Here is a 16,234-nt window from a genome sequence, read left to right on the forward strand (position 1 = left end):
ATGAGCGCGAGTTGCGCCTTGCCCTATCCTCGAATCAAACCGCCTTCACCTTGGCCAATTGCTCGCCTTCAAGCCAGGCGCCGATGTCGCAGGCAGGCATGGGTTTGGCGAACAGGTAGCCCTGGGCCCAGGTGCAGCCGAGGGTTTTCAGGGCGGCGAGTTCGGCGGCGGTTTCCACGCCTTCGACGATGCATTCCAGCTGCATGTCCTGGCACAGGGCGACCAGCGACTTGACGATCTTGAAGCTGGCCGGGTCGACGTCGATGGCGGTGACAAAGCTGCGGTCCACCTTCAGTTTGGTCAGCGACAGTGCGTGGATGTGGCTCAGGCTGGAATAGCCGGTGCCGAAGTCGTCGAGGGAAATGCCGCAGCCCAGTTGGCGCAACCGGCTGATGGTCCGCTGGGTCTGCGGCAGGTCCTGGATGGCCGCGGTTTCGGTGATCTCGAGATCGAGACGGGCCGGGTCGAAGGGGCTGCGCTTGATCAGTTCGACGATCTGCTGGGCAGCGTCCTGCGAACCACAGTCGTGGGCCGACAGGTTGAATGACAGACGGATACCCGCAGGCCAGCTGGCGGCCGTATCCAACGCCTTTCTCAGCAATGGCACCGTGAGGCGATTGACCATGCCGACGCGCTCGGCGATCGGGATGAACTCACAGGGCGGCACCTTGCCCAGCTCCGGGCTTTGCCAGCGTGCCAGTGCCTCGAAGGCGACGGTTTGCGAACGGTGAATGTCCACGATCGGCTGGAACACCACGTGAAACTCACCGTCCAGATCGGCTCTGCGCAGGGCCTGTTCGGTCAGCCCTTCGCGGTTGAGCTGCTGGCGATGGGCTGCGCTGAACAGGCACACCGTGCCGGGGCGGTGGCGCTTGCTCTGGTACAGGGCATAGTCGGCATATTCGTACACCTGGGTGGCGCTGGATGCCTGGTCCGGGAAGGTCGCGATGCCCAGTGACCCACTGATCTGGATGGGAATGTCCACCAGCAGAAACGGCTCGCGCAGGCTGGCGCAGATTTTCTCGCCAAACGCCCACAACTGGTCGTCGCTCATGGCTTGGGTGATGATCAGCGCGAACTCGTCGCCGCCCAGCCGCGCCAGGTGCACACCCTCGTCGAGCAGCCCGGTCAGGCGCTGGCCAACCTGATAGAGCAGCCGGTCGCCAACGCTATGGCCATACAGATCGTTGACCGGCTTGAAGCCATCCAGGTCGATCAGCCCCACGGCCAGGCGAGTCTGTTGCTCGCGGGCGCGGGACAATTGCGTGTCGAGGCGGGAAAAGAACTGCCGTCGATTGGCCAGCCCGGTGAGGCTGTCCTGATTGGCCAGGTGCAGGTTTTCCTCGCTGAGTTTCGCCGTGTGCGCCTGCATGTTCACCAGCCGGGTGAAATCGGCGTACTGCGCCTTGAGGATGACCAGCATGGCGATGGACACCAGCAGCACGTCAATCGCCGTGGCGACGAAGGTGATGATATTGGTCGATGCGAAGAACACCACGAACGCCGTGTTGACCACTGCCGTGGTGGCCAGGGCGGCTGGCAGCAGGTGCATCATGCAGAAGATGCAGCCGATGACGGTGATCGCCATATAGAAGGCGACATGGGCCTGGGTGTAGCCATCGCCATAAGGAAACAGCGCCAGCGACCAGGCGGTGAAGGCCACGGCCACGAACGGCGCGAGCATGTTGGTGCGTTTCAGCGCGGTCAGCATCTGCGCCGGGCTGCGCGTCCGCTTGCGCGTGCGGAACCATTCCACGGCACGAATCACGCCGAACAACGTCATGAGCAACGGGCAATACACCACCAGCCAGCGCGGCGCGACCGCAAAGTGGGTGCCTGCCAGCATCAGCGTGTTGACCAGCAGGATGAAATACATCATCGGCAGTTGGCGAGCCAGCGCGATGTATTGCGCCTTGACCAGGCCGGGGTTGTCCTTGGGTACCGACATCAACGCTCGCACGCCGAGCAGGGTTTTGTTCATCAGGCGAGGCTCTGAAAAAGACTAGATAAGTAACCGAGCGGATTATCCTTTCCAGCCTGGGCCGAGCAGGGTTGCACGCTGCTCTCATGGGATCGTGTCGGCCGATCCTCAGTTTTCTGCAATCTTTACGACTGGTGGCACTTTGATTTCGTTCCGTCAGTCGATCGTGAGGGGGGGTGAGATGGAGGGTGGCAGGTTGGAAAGGACGAACCAGGCGCTTATCCAGCCCCGCCGGGGTCGCGTCTGCCGCCTATGAGCGGTAAATCTGAAATCCCTGCTATGGCGGGCTTCGTGATGTTCGCGTGCAGAGTCTTGCTCGGACCGGCGTGATCCGCGACCTTCAAAGGTGGAGAGCGTTCGGCGATGGCAGTGTCCGGCGTCCAAGCTTTGGATTTTTATGTAACAGTCGGGAACTTTATTGTTAATGACTATCGTTGTGATAAAGGTTTTCGAATATGATTGTCGTACGACCTCTGCTGACTTCTGCAATAGCGCCGAATGGCGCGCAGGGCAGGGGGCTTCCAACAATCAAGGATCTTGAGCATGACTCACTGCAAACCCAGGGCCATTCCCACCACCGTGTCCTGGCAGCGAACCGCTACGGCCGCCCTGTTCTGCGCGCCGCTGGTTGCCGTTCCCCTGAGCGTAACTGCCCAGGAGGCCACCACCATCAGTGAAGAGGAGGCCTATCGCCTTGCGCCGATCATCGTCAACACGCAGGCGGCCGCCAGCGATGACGCCAGCACGGTGGTCGCTCAGGAGCTTTGGGTGGGGGGCAAGGTTGCGACCAACATTCTCAATACGCCGGCTTCGGTTTCGGTGATCACGCAGAAGGAAATCGAACAGCGCAGCGCCAGTACGACTGAAGAAGTGTTGAAGTACACACCAGGCGTTATTGCCGACTACTACAGCACCGATGATCGCAATGACTACTTCCAGATCCGAGGCTTCAATGCTACAACCTACCGCGATGGACTGACCCTGGGGTCGATGCGCGGCGTGCGTGAAGATTCGTTCGCCTATGAGCGTGTCGAAGTATTGCGTGGGGCCAACTCGACGCTGTTCGGCCCTGCCGACCCTGGTGGCTCGGTGAACTTCGTGACCAAGAAGCCGCGCTTCGACAAGTTCGGGCAAGTCTATGCAAGCTACGGTTCTTTCAATCACAAGGAGACGGGTATCGACGTCGGTGATTCGCTGAATGCGGATCAGACTCTCGCGTATCGATTCACTGGTAAGTTTCAGGACAGTGATCGGGAATATGACCACTCACAAGACGATAATAACTTCCTCATGGGGGGACTGACTTGGGCTCCGACGGCTTTTACCTCGGCCACGTTAGTGGTGGATCACCTGCGCCAGGACAGCACGCCGAACAGCGGCGGTTACCCGATGGACAGGGAGTATGACCGCGACGAGTTCTTTGGCGAGCCAACCTACAACTTCCATGATGTCGAGCGCACCAATGTCAGTGGCAGCTTCAGCCACAACTTTGATAATGGCTTTACGCTGAGCAGTAATCTGCGTTACAGCGATTTGTCCGATAAGTACGGCTACGCCTATATCAGTGACGCTGCCGGTCATAGCGGAACTCTGGTTGACCGGGGCTACCTGGGTTACGACAGTGAAGCTGAGCAGTTCAATGGCAACGTCATCCTGCAATACGACGCGCGTTTCGAGAACATCGATAGCAGCAGCATCGTGGGCGTGGAGTATCTCGATTCCTCAAGCAAAGGGGTTTCCGTATATGGTTCGGCAGATCCAATTGATGTAGCCAATCCGCGATATACCGGTGTTTCTGCACCGATCATTTATGAGAATAAGGACCGAGACAACAAGGTCAAGTCTGTATTCCTGCAGCAAAATCTGTCGTTCTATGAGCGTTTCATTCTCACTTTCGGTATGCGCAACGATTCCATGGACGTTTCGGAAACCGACTACCTAGCCGGAAGCAAGGCGTCTGATAGCTTTTCGGAAAACTCCTTCCGCGGCGCGCTGACTTATATTGTCACTGACGAAGTATCCACCTACATCAGCATGGTCGAGTCCGTCGCTCCACCTGAAGTGGGCACTACTCCAGAGCGCGGCACACAATACGAAGTCGGCGTGAAGTATTCACCGACAGCGATTAATGCGCTGTTCTCTGCCGCTGTCTATGAGCTGACTCAGGAAGACGTCGCCACAGCAGTCGTGCAGCAGAACGGCGTTATCGATCAGCAGACTGTGGGCGAGCAGCGTGTGCGTGGCCTTGAGCTGGAGGCCAAGACGGAGATTACTGATAACCTTAGCCTGGTAGGTGGCTACACCTATATGGACACCGAGGTGCTGCGCGGCGCGCTGCAGGTATGGAACGGCGCGGCCTATGACGTCGTATCAATCAAGGGTAACAGGCTGGTTACTGCTCCGAAGCATTCAGCCTCGCTCTGGAGTTACTACAGCGTGCCGGGAACGGACGTCAGTGTCGGCCTGGGCGCCCGTTATGTAGGTGCCTATTACTTCAATGATCTAAACAACAACGGCGAAAGCAAAGGCACCACGGTATTTGATGCTGCGTTCAACTACCAGATAGCTAAAGGTACTGACCTGGCTGTTAACGTCAGCAATCTCTTTGACGAGCAGCATGTGGTCGGTCGCGGTAGTGCGAACTACTACAATTCTGGCCGCGAAGTCACTGCCAAGGTGAGTTACAACTGGTAAGTGGCCGCGCCGTAGCCCGAGCGTTCTTGCACTCGGGCGGTGTTCATGGCTGCTGTCGCTCTACGAGGTGAGGCAGCTTTGAACGGTGTCACTGATGAAAAAGGCGCGAGTCGTTAACCGATTCGCGCCTTTTTTCATTGGCATCGACCCCTCACCGCTCGCTCACGTCAGCCAAAAACATGGGCCGAAATCAGCTTGGATATCTCCACCATCGCCGTCTTGCCGGTGAACTCGAATTTCACCTTGCCGAGTGAGGAAAAATAGATTTCCAGCTCCGAGTCCAGGTCGAAGGTGCCGGAGGTTTCGATCGAGTAGGCGACGATGTTCTTGTAGGGCAGGGAGGTGAAATCCTTCTTGCTGCCGGTAAGGCCCTGCACGTTCACCGCGATGATGCGCTTGTCCGTGAACACCACGCCGTCGCGCATGGATTTGTAGGCGTCGATGACCTGTTCGTCTTCCAGCAGCAGGTCGCTGACGCGCTGGGCGTATTCGTCGTTCTGCTTGAGTTTGAAAAAGCCCTTGTTATTGAAGTCGATCATCTACCGGTCTCTTTTGTAGGTTTGAATCGTTCTGTACGTGAAGACTGCCACGGTGCGTTTTGGCAAGCGACTCACCCGCACGAGATGGCTCAGGCAGGCTGCTGCAGCGCGCCCTGAATCAGCGAGGTAAAGGTGGCGATCACCTGCGCCTCGGCATACCGGCCGCGCACCAGCGCGCCTGCCAGCGCTTCGCCCGCGCCGACCAGGCCGGCGCAGCGCCGCTCCAGCTCGACTGCCGCCAGGTTGGCGTGGGGCTCGAGCACGCTGACGAACATCTGCACGCAGTTATCGAGCAGCTCCTGGAATACCGCAGCCTTCTCATCGCTGCCCGCCAGGGCGGCACCTACGGCGTAGAACTCGTCGGTGTTATTGGATGCGCAGTCGATATAGGCGCTGGACAACAGCTGCGCCGTATCCTCCAGGCTGCGGGTGGTGCTCGCCATCAGTTCGCGAAAGGCATTGATCCGTTCGATGTCGATCCACCGGTACAGCTCGATCAACAAGCCGGAACGGGTGCCGAAGTGGTCGTAGACCACCGGCTTGGACACGCCGGCGCAAGTGGCCAGATGGCCGAGGGTCAGGCGGTCGGCACCTTCATGGCGCACCACCTGCCGCGCGGTTTGCAGCAACTGATGTCGACGTTCGGCTTTGGACAACCGACCTCTCGATGGGGTAGTGGCAGAGTGATGGTTTTTTTGCACGTCGTCGGGTTCCAGAACATAAACCTACCAATGGTAGGTTAAAGGGGCTAGGCTCGTTTACAGGTTCCTACTAAAGGTAGGTTAAGCCAGTAAGCGGAGGACGTACAGCATGTCTATTGATCCTGTTCTGTTGATGGGTGGCTCTGGAGCCATCGGTAACCACACGGCTGCGGCGCTGCGTGCCCAGCATCCCGACCTTGCCTTGTTGATCGCTGGCCGCGATCTGGCCAAGGCTCAACAAGCCGCCGAGCGAATCGGCAATGCGCGGGCGGTGGTGATAGATCCCGCTGCCGATGACCTCGGCCTCGGCGATCAACCGGTCAGTGCGGTGGTGGTCTTCTATATGGACCATGACCTGGCCGGCCTGCGCTTCGCCCAGAAGCGCGGCGTGCCGCACCTGAGCATTTCCTCCGGGGTGTTCGAGATCGCCCCGGAAATCGCCACCTACATGCACAAACCCGACGCCGCCCCCATCGTGCTCGGCTACGAATGGATGGTGGGCGCCACCACGGTGGCGACGCTGCGCATCGCCGAGGCGTTTCGGCGGGTGGACGAGATCCGCATCAATGCCCTGGTCGATGAGCAGGATACGGGCGGGCCGACCGTCGCCACCGATTTCGAGCACCTGAACAGGATGCTTCCGGCTGCGCTGACACGGCGCGACAACCGCTACCTCTGGCGCGAAGGCGAAGAGGCGGAGGCTCGCTTCCGCGCGGTGGATGGCACGCCGATCAGCGCCAACGGCTTTTCGTCCATTGACGTCGTCGGCCTCGCGGCGGCCACGGATGCGCCGAACGTGCAATTCAACATGGCCATCGATGTCAGCTCGACGCGCCGTCAAGGCGGGGCGATGTCGACGGAGATCCTTATCGAACTGTCCGGTGAGGATCCGCAAGGCAGGCCGCTGCGCACCCGACATGCCGTGGTGCACCCCAAGGGGGCCGCGTTGCTGACGGCCCTGAGCGTGGCAATGCTCATCGAACGGTTGTTGGGCCTGGACGGCGAGGCGCCGACCAGGCCCGGCCTGTACTTTCCTTACCAGTTGCTGGACCGCGATCGTTACCTGCAACGCCTGGAGCAGGAAGGCGGCGAGCTTCGCGAACTGCAGCCGACCGACGATTGACTCGGAAACGGCGGCGCGGGGCGCGAGCGGTGCAGGCCGCTCGCGCTTTCGCATTTTCATCACGGCTGAATTCTCCAGGTGGATTTTCCTGAGAATCAGACGCAGTTGGCCCGTATAATCCTCTGGTAACTATTTGTTTCGAGGGGAACAGGCTTATGTCGGCACATCGAGTAACCGGATTGGCGCGTGTGATCGCTGCCAGCGTTCTGTCCTGCGGCCTGCTGCTCAGCGGCCTGGCCCATGCCGAGGATCCGGTGACCCTGACCCTCTACAACGGGCAGCACGAGGCCACCGGCAAGGCCGTGGCGGCTGCCTTCGAGAAGAAGACCGGTATCAAGGTGCTGATCCGCAAGGGTGGTGGCGGCCAACTGGCCAACCAGATCGCCGAGGAGGGTGAGCGCTCGCCGGCCGACATCGTCTACACCGAAGAGGCGCCGCCGCTGATCAAGCTCGGCAGCCAGGGCCTGCTGGCCGAGGTCGATGACAGCACCCTCAAGCAGATCGACGCCAAATTCTCCGATGACAACGGCAATTGGATCGGCATCACCTCGCGGGTGCGCGTGCTGGCCTACAACCCTGATCTGGTCACCGAGGCCGAGCTGCCGAAAAGCGTGCTGGAAGTGGCCGACCCCGCGTGGGCGGGCAAGATCGCCTTCGTGCCGAGCAGCGGTGAGTTCCTCGGCCAGACGGCCGCGGTCATCCGCCTCAACGGCCGTGAAGCCGCCGAGGAATGGCTGACCGGCCTCAAGGCTTTCGGCTCCACCTACACCAACAACGTGATCGCCATGAAGGCGGTGGAGAACGGCGAGGTCGGCGCCGCGCTGGTCAACAGCTATTACTGGACGGCGCTGAAGAAAGAGAAGGGCGAGCTGAAATCCAGGCTGCATTACTTCGCCGACGGCGACGCCGGCGGCCTGTCGAGCGTCTCCGGCGCCGCCGTGGTCAAGGCCAGCAAGCACCCGAAGGAGGCGCAGCAGTTTCTCGCCTTCATGATCAGCGAGGAAGGCCAGAAGGCCGTGCTCACCCAGTCCGCCGAATACCCGGTCAACCCCAAGGTGCCGGCCGACCCGCTGCTCAAGCCCTATGACCAGCTCAAGCCGCCGGCCATCACTGCCGCGCAGATCGGCCTGGCCGAGGATGCCCTGGAGCTGCAACGCGAAGTGGGTATGAACTGATCATGCAACCCCAGGCGGTCACCCCCGAACTGCCGCTGCCGGCGCCGACCCTCAGCTGCCGTCGGCGCAAGGGGCCACCGATCTGGCTGCAGTTGCCGGTGCTGGCGCTGTTGCTGCTCGCCGCGCTGCCGCTGTTCTTCGTGGTGGTGCGCGCGGCCCAGGTCGGCCCCCACGAAGCCTTTGCGCTGTTGTGGCGGCCCTTCGTGTTCGGCCTGTTGGCCAACACCCTGAAGCTGATGGTGCTGGTGACCCTGGGCTGCGCGCTGCTCGGCCTCGCGCTGGCCTGGCTGGTGGAGCGCAGCGACCTGCGCTGGCGCCGCCAGTGGAACGTGTTGCTGTGCCTGCCGTTCGCCATTCCCTCGTTCGTCAGCGGCTTCACCTGGGTGTCGATCAGCCCGCTGTTCGAAGGCCTGGGCGGCACCGTGCTGGTGATGATCCTGTCCAAATACCCGCTGATCTACCTGCCGGTGGTGGCGGTGCTGCGCAACCTCGACCCGGCCCTGGAAGAGTCGGCGCGCATGCTCGGCTGCAGTCGCCGTGAGGTGTTCTGGCGGGTCACCCTGCCGCTGTTGCGGCCGGTGCTGATGGCCACCAGTTTGCTGGTGGCGGTGCATATGCTGGTCGAGTTCGGCGCACCGTCGATCATGCGCTACCAGACCTTCACCACTGCCATCTACCAGCAGTTCGAGCTGGAGTTCAGCGGCAGCAACGCGGCCATGCTGTCCGCCTTGCTGCTGGGGCTGTGCATGCTGCTGTTATGGGGTGAATTCCGTCTACGCGGGCGCGGTTTCGCGCGCACCGGGCAGGGTGTGGCACGTAGCGCGGCGCGGGTGCGCCTGGGCCGTTGGAGCGGGCCCGCTCAGGTGCTGCTGCTGGCGCTGGTGGCCATCGGCTGCGGCGTGCCGCTGGTGATGCTGGGCTTCTGGATAGTCGAAGGCAGCTCGGCCAGCTTCCCGGTGGCGGAGATCGCCCAGACGCTGTGGTCGTCGCTGACCTATTCCTTTGGCGGCGCCTTGTTCAGTTGCCTGCTGGCGTTGCCGGTGTGCCTGGTGGTGGTGCGTTACTACGGGCGCATGGCCACCCTGGCCGATCGCCTGCCTTATCTGCTGCACGCCTTGCCGGGCCTAGTGATCGCCCTGTCGCTGGTGTTCTTCGCCCTCGGCTACGTGCCCGCGCTGTACCAGACCAGCATCCTGCTGCTGGCGGCCTATGCGCTGCTGTTCATGCCCATGGCCCAGGGGCCGATTCGCGTGGCGTTGGAAAAAGCCTCGCCGCAACTGGAAGAGGCTGCGCGCACCCTGGGGCATACGCCGATTGCCACCTTTCTGCGAGTGACCCTGCCGATCATCTCGCCGGCCATTGGTGCCGGCTTCGTGCTGGTGTTTCTCGACTGCATGAAAGAGCTGACCGCTACCTTGATCCTCGGCCCGACCGGCCTGGAAACCCTGGCCACCAAGGTCTGGTCGCATACTGGCAACCTGGAGTACGCCGGCGCCGCGCCTTATGCCGCGCTGATCGTGTTGGTCTCGGGGCTGCCGGTGTATCTGCTGACCACCCGCGCTTACCGGCGTTCCTGAGCGCGGGCGAGGCGCGATGTCACGGTGTCGTGGCTTAACGCCCCGGCGCTCAAGGTGTATCGTGCGCAGCTTTCAGCAGGCCGTTGAAACGGCAACAGACCCTAGCGCCCGCAGAGGCATATCGAACAAACCTGATTAGTGTCACCGCAGTCCCGCTTCAGGAGCAGGTTTCATGAGTTTCACCCGTAGACAGGTGTTGGGCGGTCTGATCGGCCTTGGCGTGGTCGGTCTCGGCGCTGGCGGCGCGCGCTATTGGCTGGGGCGCCCGTTCGACCGCAAGACCCACGACTACGAGCTGATCGCCGCGCCCCACGATATCGAACTGGTACCCGGCCATGTCACCCCGGCCTGGACCTTTGGCGGCCAGGCCCCCGGCGTGGAGCTGCGTTGCCGCCAGGGCGACGAATTGCGGGTGCGTTTCATCAACCACCTGCCCGAGCCCACCACCATTCACTGGCACGGCATCCGCCTGCCACTGGAAATGGATGGCGTGCCCTATGTGTCCCAGGCGCCGGTATTGCCGGGCGAGTTCTTCGATTACCGCTTCGTCACCCCGGATGCCGGCAGCTACTGGTACCACCCCCACGAGTCCAGCGCGAAACAGCTGGGCCGCGGGCTGGTCGGCCCGCTGATCATCGACGAGCGCGAGCCGACCGGTTTCCGCCATGAGCGCACCCTGTGCCTGAAGAGCTGGCATGTGGACGAGGAGGGCGCCTTCACCCAGTTCAGCGTGCCCCGCGAGGCGGCGCGGGAAGGCACCCGTGGGCGCCTGTCGACCATCAACGGCGTGTCGTTGCCGACCCTGGAACTGCCGGCTGGGCAAGTGGTACGCCTGCGCCTGATCAACGTCGACAGCACCATCACCTACCGGCTCAACCTGCCCAAGGGCGATGCGCGAATCTACGCCCTGGACGGCAACCCGATCGAGCCGCGCCCGCTGGGCAAGGAATACTGGCTGGGCCCGGGCATGCGTATCGACCTGGCGCTCAAGGTGCCGGCGGTTGGCAGCGAAGCGCTGTCGCTGCGCAACGGGCCGCTGCGCCTGGCCACCATCAAGCCTGTCGCCAGCAGAGAACCTTCCGCCGAGTGGCCGCCGGCGCTGCCGCCCAACCCGGTGGCCGAGCCGGACCTCGCGCAGGCCGAAACCCTGCGCTTCAACTTCGAATGGGCGGCCTCCCTGGCATCGCCTGCCGATGAAGCTGCCGGCCGCTACAAGTACTGGCAGATCAACGGCCAGGCCTGGGACATCAACGACAAGACCTGCGCCGACCGGCCCATCGCCAAGCTGAAAAAGGACGGCCACTACATCTTCGTGCTGCGCAACATGGCCCAGTACCAGCACCCGATCCACCTGCATGGGTTGATCTTCAAGGTGCTGGATTCCAACCGCCGCAAGATCGAGCCGTACTACACCGACACCTTCCTGCTCGGCAAGAACGAGACCGCGCGCATCGCCTTCGTGGCCGATAACCCAGGGGTGTGGATGTTCCATTGCCATGTCATCGACCATATGGAAACCGGCCTGATGGCCGCCATCGAGATCGCCTGATTTGAGAGCCCGGATTTGAAAGCCCCCTTGATCATCGACCGCAGCCAGGACCAGCGCTTTATGCGCGAGGCGCTGGCGCTGGCTGCCGAGGGCGCTGCCCGTGGCGAAGTGCCGGTCGGCGCCGTGCTGGTGCAGGGCGGCGAGGTGATCGGCCGCGGCTTCAACTGCCCGATCTCCACCTCGGACCCCAGCGCCCACGCCGAAATGGTCGCCATCCGCGCTGCTGCCCAGGCCGTCGCCAACTACCGCCTGCCGGGCAGCACCCTGTACGTGACCCTGGAACCCTGCGCCATGTGCGCGGGGCTTATCGTCCACTCGCGTGTACAGCGCGTGGTATTCGGCGCCAGCGAACCCCGCGCGGGCATGGCGGTAAGCCGCGGCCAGTTCTTCGACCAGAGCTTTCTCAATCACCGCGTGCTGGTGGAGGGCGGAGTTCTTACAGAGGAGTGCGGTGAGGTGTTGAAGGCGTTTTTCAAGGCGCGGCGGGGTTAGTCGGGTTAAAGAACTAGGCCATAGGGCCAGGGATTCCCACAGGCCCGTGACAACACTCGAGGAGCATTGAGATTGATCAAAGCAGGGATGTTTGCAGTAGCGGCACTGCTGGGCGTATCTGCCCAGGCGGCGGAGCGGCAGGTGTATCTGGTGGCCACGGCGCAGTTGGACGGTTCCAATCTGGCCCAGAGCATCTTTCTGCATGAGCCGCAGATCACCGAGTTGCAGGGCTGTCTGGATGCCGTGCGCAAGGGCCAGCGCGGGCGCGACTGGCTGCAGTATCACCACATCTTCCAGCGCGATAGATTCAAGGGCTTCACCGGCCATATGCGCTACCGCTGTGTCTACAGCGACCTGCAGATCAGCGCCTGGTACGACAAGGTGCGCTACAACCAGCCATACCTGATCAGCATCGACGACGACGCGGTACTGAGCATCAGCCGCCCACCGAGCCTGGCGCAGTGCTCGACACGGTTGCGTGCCTTGCCAGCGAAGCAGCAGGCGCAGAGTTTTTGCGCCATGGGCAATCAGACCGTCACGCGCTGAGCCGTTCTCGCCTATCGAGCGCGCTCGAACACCAGGCTGACCTTGGCACCGCCAGGGCGCTGGAAGCTTTCGATCATGCGCTCGCCTTCTACCTCCATGCGCAGTTCCCGGGTGGTGCGCACGTCGCCGGTCCAGTTCGGGAACGACGAGCCTTCCACGGTGTTGCCACTGAAGTTGCCTTGCTCATCGACGGTATAACGCCCATACAGCGCCAGGCTGCCGGCCATCACCGCACGGTTTTCCGCGTCGGTGCCGCCGCCCCGCTGGTTGGACTGGAAGCGCGGAATGCGCGGATCGTGCAGAAATTCCACGAAGTGCAGATCCGGCGTGAACACCAGCCGGCCCCGCGGTTCGGGGCCGTAGGGATGGCTGATCACGCCGTCGCTTTCGACCGTGGCGGCGATCAGGTTCCAGGTGCCGGCAACCTGGTTCGGTTTCGGCTCGGCGTGGCTGCCCATGGCAGCCAGCAGCAACGCCGCCGCAGCGGCCAGGCGGATCAAGGAATGCGGGTACATATCAGGCCTCCCGACTGTCAGCCGAGAAGGCCATATCGCGTTGGGCTTCGAGGATCGCGAGGCGCTGGTTCAGGGCGCGGTGGATGTTCTTATAAGCGGTGCTGCCCAAGGGCAGGCGCAGGGGCGGGTTGGCCGCGTCGGCCGCCTGGATGATCGCCGCGACCGTATTGACGGCATCGCCGCGGATCTCGAATTCGCCACTGGCGATCATCCCGTGAACCTGGCCGGCCGGTGTGTCGCGATAGGCACCCGAAGGCGCAGCCAGGTCGAGCGCCGCGGCGAAGTTGGTGCGAGTCGGGCCGGGCTCGGCGAGGATGAAGTCGATGCCGAAGGGCGCGACCTCCTGGGCCACGGCTTCGACGAACCCTTCGATCCCCCATTTGCTGGCGTGGTAGAGGCTGAAGCCGGGATAGGCGATCTGCCCACCCTCGGACGACACCTGCACGATGCGCCCGCCGCCCTGGGCGCGCAGATGGGCCAGGCTGCGGCGGATCAGCTGGATCGAGCCGCTCAGGTTGGTGGCCAGCAGCCGGTCGATCTGCTCGTCGCTTACCTGCTCGGCCGGGCCGAACAGGCCGTAGCCGGCGTTGCTGACGATCACGTCGATACGGCCGAAGCGCTGGAAAGCATGGTCGATCAGGTGGCCGATCTGCGCGGTATCGGTGAGGTCCAGCGCGAGCACCTGCAACTGCTCACCATAGGCGCTCGCCAGGTCCTGCAGAGCCTCCTGACGGCGGGCGGTGGCGATCACCCGATCGCCGCGTTCGAGCAGCTGGGTGGTCATGATCCTGCCGAGCCCGGACGAGGCGCCGGTGATAAGCCAGGTCTTGTTCATGCTGTGCTCCTTGATCATTGCGTGAAGCGTTCACTCTAGTCCGGTTATTTGTAGCGATAATCGGCTTTAATCCGCATGAGCTGGTGAATGGGAGCGAACAATGAACAGGCCCACGCTGACCGATCTCACCGCCCTGATGGCGGTGGCGCAGCACCGCAGCTTCCGCAAGGCGGCCGATGAGCTGGGGATCTCGCGCTCGGCGCTCAGCCATGCCATCGCCGCGCTGGAGCGCCGGCTGGGCGTGCGGCTGCTGCATCGCACCACCCGCAGCGTGGCGCCGACCGAGGCCGGCGAGCACTTCCTGCAGCGCCTGGCGCCGGTGCTGCAGGAACTGGATCAGGCCATCGATGCGCTGACCGAGGAGGGCGGCCATCCCACCGGCACCTTGCGCATCAACGGTGGCGAGGAGGCGATGCGTGTGTTGCTCGAGCGCGTGGTGCCGGCTTTTCTGCAGCGCTACCCGCAGGTTTCCCTGGATCTGGTCAGCGACGGTCACTTGGTGGATGTGGTGCGCGAAGGCTTCGATGCCGGCATTCGGCTGGCCGAGGCGGTGCCCCAGGACATGATCGCGGTCGCCCTGAGCGAGGATTTCCGCTTTCTAGCCGTGGCGTCGCCCGAGTACCTGGCCAGTGCCGGGCGCCCCGTTACGCCGGAGGACCTGCGCGCCCATCGCTGCATCCGCCAGCGCCTGCCCAGCGGCAAGCTGTACCGTTGGGAGTTCGAGCAGCGCGGCCAGGAGGTCGTGGTCGATGTGCCGGGGGCGATGACCCTCAACCATACGCAGCTGATGATCGAGGCGGCCGTGGCCGGGATGGGCATCGCCTATGTACCGGATATGGCCGCGCAGCGCTGGCTGACGGACGGCAAACTGGTCGCCGTGCTGGAGGACTGGTCGCCGCCGGTGGGAGGGTTGCGGCTGTATTACCCCAGCCACCGGCATGTATCGGCGGCGCTGCGGGCGTTTATCGGGGTGATGAAAGACGTTCGATAGCTATGCGGAAACGGCGCCGCTGGGAGGGCTTAGAGCGGCGCCTTTTCCTGCTGCTCGGGGTGATCCTTGGAGACCCCCGGCACGTGCAGGCCGCTTTCGGCGACCTGACTGCCTTCCAGCTGCGGCTGGGTCACCCAGGTGAGGATGTCGTAGTAGCGGCGGATGTTGCGCACGAAGTGCACCGGCTCGCCGCCCCTGGCGTAGCCGTAACGGGTCTTGCTGTACCACTGCTTTTGCGACAGGCGCGGCAGGATCTTCTGCACGTCGAGCCATTTGTTGGGGTCCAGGCCCTCGGCTTCGGTGAGCTTGCGCGCGTCTTCCAGGTGGCCGCCGCCGATGTTGTAGGAGGCGAGGGCGAACCAGGTGCGATCCGGCTCCTGAATGCTGTCCGGCAACTGCTCCTTGACGTGCACCAGGTACTTGGCGCCGCCCTGGATGCTCTGCTGCGGGTTGAGACGGTCGGACACCCCCATCGCCTGGGCGGTGCGCAGGGTCAGCATCATCAGGCCGCGCACGCCGGTCTTGGAAGTGGCGCCCGGTTGCCAGAGCGACTCCTGATAGCCCACCGCGGCGAGCATGCGCCAGTCCAGGCCGTGTTCCTGGGCGGCCTTGCGAAAGTGCTTCTCGTAACGGGGCAGGCGCTGCTGCAGGTGCTGGGCAAAGGTGTAGGCGCCTACGTAGCCGAGTACGTCGACATGGCCGTAGTAGCGCTCCTTGAGGCGCTGCAGGCTGCCATTGTCCTGGGAGCGACGCAGGAAGCCGTCGACCTGCTCGAGCAGGCTGGTGTCCTCGCCAGGTGCCACCGCCCAGCCGAGATTGCGCGAGTCGCCAAGGTCGAAGCCGACCCGCACGTTGGGGAAGTACACCTGGTTCATGGCCAGTTCGTTGGAGTCGACCAGGGTCAGGTCGATCTCGCCTTCGTCGACCATGCGCAGCAGGTCGACCACCTCGACATCCGCCGACTCTTCATATTGCAGCTCCGGCTCCTCGAGCTTCAGCGCGGCGAGTTGCTCGGCATGGCTGCTGCCCTTGAGCACCAGGATGCGTTTGCCGACCAGGTCCGCCGGGCGGCTGGGGCGGCGCTGGCCGTTGCGGTAGACGATCTGCGGGGTGACTTCCAGATAGGGAACGGAAAAGCGCGCGCTCTGCTGGCGGCCTTCGCTCTCGACCAGGCCGGCGGCGGCCAGCACCGGGCCACCCGGCTTGCCGAGGCGGTCGAAGAGATCGTCGAGGTTGTCGGCGGTCTGGATTTCCAGCTTCACGTCCAGATCGTCGGCGAAGCGCTTGACCAGCTCGTATTCGAAGCCGGTTTCGCCGTTGCGATCCTGAAAGTAGGTGGCCGGGCTGTTGCGGGTTATCACGCGCAGCACGCCTTCCTCCTTGATCCGCTCCAGGCTGCTCGGAGGTTCCGCGCAGCCGCTGAGCATCAGGAGTAATCCGATCGCCGACAGCCAGCCGGCGTAGCGCTTGCCAATCAGGTAAGGAGAGGGCATCGGCGCAGTATACGCCAACGTCG

General features: G+C 63.1%; 14 protein-coding genes. 8 read left to right on the plus strand and 6 right to left on the minus strand.

Annotation, left to right across the window (positions count from 1 at the left end; all coding sequences use genetic code 11):
* Window positions 1-34 precede the first annotated feature (34 nt).
* Window positions 35-1,981: a putative bifunctional diguanylate cyclase/phosphodiesterase gene (locus tag K8U54_RS18510; RefSeq protein ID WP_249907190.1), complete on the minus strand. Its 1,947-nt coding sequence runs from the start codon at window positions 1,979-1,981 to the stop codon at window positions 35-37.
* Between the two features lie 543 nt (window positions 1,982-2,524).
* Between K8U54_RS18510 and K8U54_RS18515 the strand changes: the two genes are divergently transcribed.
* On the plus strand, window positions 2,525-4,675 hold the full coding sequence (locus tag K8U54_RS18515; RefSeq protein ID WP_249907191.1) for a TonB-dependent siderophore receptor: 2,151 nt from the start codon (window positions 2,525-2,527) through the stop codon (window positions 4,673-4,675).
* Between the two features lie 167 nt (window positions 4,676-4,842).
* Here K8U54_RS18515 and K8U54_RS18520 read toward each other — a convergent pair whose 3' ends face one another.
* Complete coding sequence (locus K8U54_RS18520) at window positions 4,843-5,214, minus strand: PH domain-containing protein (protein ID WP_249907192.1); 372 nt, start codon at window positions 5,212-5,214, stop codon at window positions 4,843-4,845.
* Window positions 5,215-5,303: 89 nt separating this feature from the next.
* Window positions 5,304-5,870 (minus strand): TetR/AcrR family transcriptional regulator, encoded by a 567-nt coding sequence (locus tag K8U54_RS18525; protein WP_249907193.1) that lies wholly within the window; start codon window positions 5,868-5,870, stop codon window positions 5,304-5,306.
* 154 nt (window positions 5,871-6,024) lie between these two features.
* On the opposite strand from K8U54_RS18525, the gene K8U54_RS18530 reads away from it, so the two are divergent.
* The 6 genes from K8U54_RS18530 to K8U54_RS18555 all read left to right on the plus strand — a co-directional run bounded on the left by K8U54_RS18530 (window position 6,025) and on the right by K8U54_RS18555 (window position 12,377).
* Window positions 6,025-7,038 carry an NAD(P)-dependent oxidoreductase gene (locus K8U54_RS18530; RefSeq protein ID WP_249907194.1) on the plus strand — a complete coding sequence of 338 codons (1,014 nt, stop codon included), beginning with the start codon at window positions 6,025-6,027 and terminating at the stop codon, window positions 7,036-7,038.
* Between the two features lie 155 nt (window positions 7,039-7,193).
* On the plus strand, window positions 7,194-8,213 hold the full coding sequence (locus tag K8U54_RS18535; protein WP_249907195.1) for an extracellular solute-binding protein: 1,020 nt from the start codon (window positions 7,194-7,196) through the stop codon (window positions 8,211-8,213).
* A gap of 2 nt (window positions 8,214-8,215) precedes the next feature.
* Window positions 8,216-9,790 (plus strand): ABC transporter permease, encoded by a 1,575-nt coding sequence (locus K8U54_RS18540; protein ID WP_249907196.1) that lies wholly within the window; start codon window positions 8,216-8,218, stop codon window positions 9,788-9,790.
* 172 nt (window positions 9,791-9,962) lie between these two features.
* Window positions 9,963-11,339, plus strand: a complete 1,377-nt coding sequence (locus tag K8U54_RS18545) for a multicopper oxidase family protein (protein WP_249907197.1) — start codon at window positions 9,963-9,965, stop codon at window positions 11,337-11,339.
* A 15-nt stretch (window positions 11,340-11,354) separates the two neighbouring features.
* Window positions 11,355-11,831, plus strand: coding sequence for a tRNA adenosine(34) deaminase TadA (gene tadA, locus K8U54_RS18550; protein WP_249907198.1), 477 nt, complete (start codon window positions 11,355-11,357; stop codon window positions 11,829-11,831).
* An 87-nt stretch (window positions 11,832-11,918) separates the two neighbouring features.
* Window positions 11,919-12,377 carry a hypothetical protein gene (locus K8U54_RS18555; RefSeq protein WP_074883120.1) on the plus strand — a complete coding sequence of 153 codons (459 nt, stop codon included), beginning with the start codon at window positions 11,919-11,921 and terminating at the stop codon, window positions 12,375-12,377.
* 11 nt (window positions 12,378-12,388) lie between these two features.
* Here the strand turns inward: K8U54_RS18555 and K8U54_RS18560 are convergent, their stop codons facing one another.
* A complete protein-coding gene (locus K8U54_RS18560) occupies window positions 12,389-12,892 on the minus strand; it encodes a lipocalin-like domain-containing protein (protein ID WP_249907199.1) in 504 nt (167 codons plus the stop codon).
* Between the two features lies 1 nt (window position 12,893).
* Window positions 12,894-13,727: an SDR family oxidoreductase gene (locus K8U54_RS18565; RefSeq protein ID WP_249907200.1), complete on the minus strand. Its 834-nt coding sequence runs from the start codon at window positions 13,725-13,727 to the stop codon at window positions 12,894-12,896.
* A 100-nt stretch (window positions 13,728-13,827) separates the two neighbouring features.
* On the opposite strand from K8U54_RS18565, the gene K8U54_RS18570 reads away from it, so the two are divergent.
* Entirely contained in the window at window positions 13,828-14,718 is an 891-nt protein-coding gene (locus tag K8U54_RS18570; protein WP_249907201.1) for a LysR family transcriptional regulator, read from the plus strand.
* 29 nt (window positions 14,719-14,747) lie between these two features.
* On the opposite strand, the gene mltF is transcribed toward K8U54_RS18570, so the two are convergent.
* The gene (gene mltF, locus K8U54_RS18575) at window positions 14,748-16,211 is read right to left on the minus strand and encodes a membrane-bound lytic murein transglycosylase MltF (protein ID WP_074883131.1); all 1,464 of its coding nucleotides are present in this window, start codon (window positions 16,209-16,211) and stop codon (window positions 14,748-14,750) included.
* Between the last annotated feature and the right edge of the window lie 23 nt (window positions 16,212-16,234).

The organism is Pseudomonas fulva (assembly GCF_023517795.1).
Classification (GTDB): Bacteria; Pseudomonadota; Gammaproteobacteria; order Pseudomonadales; family Pseudomonadaceae; genus Aquipseudomonas; species Aquipseudomonas fulva_D.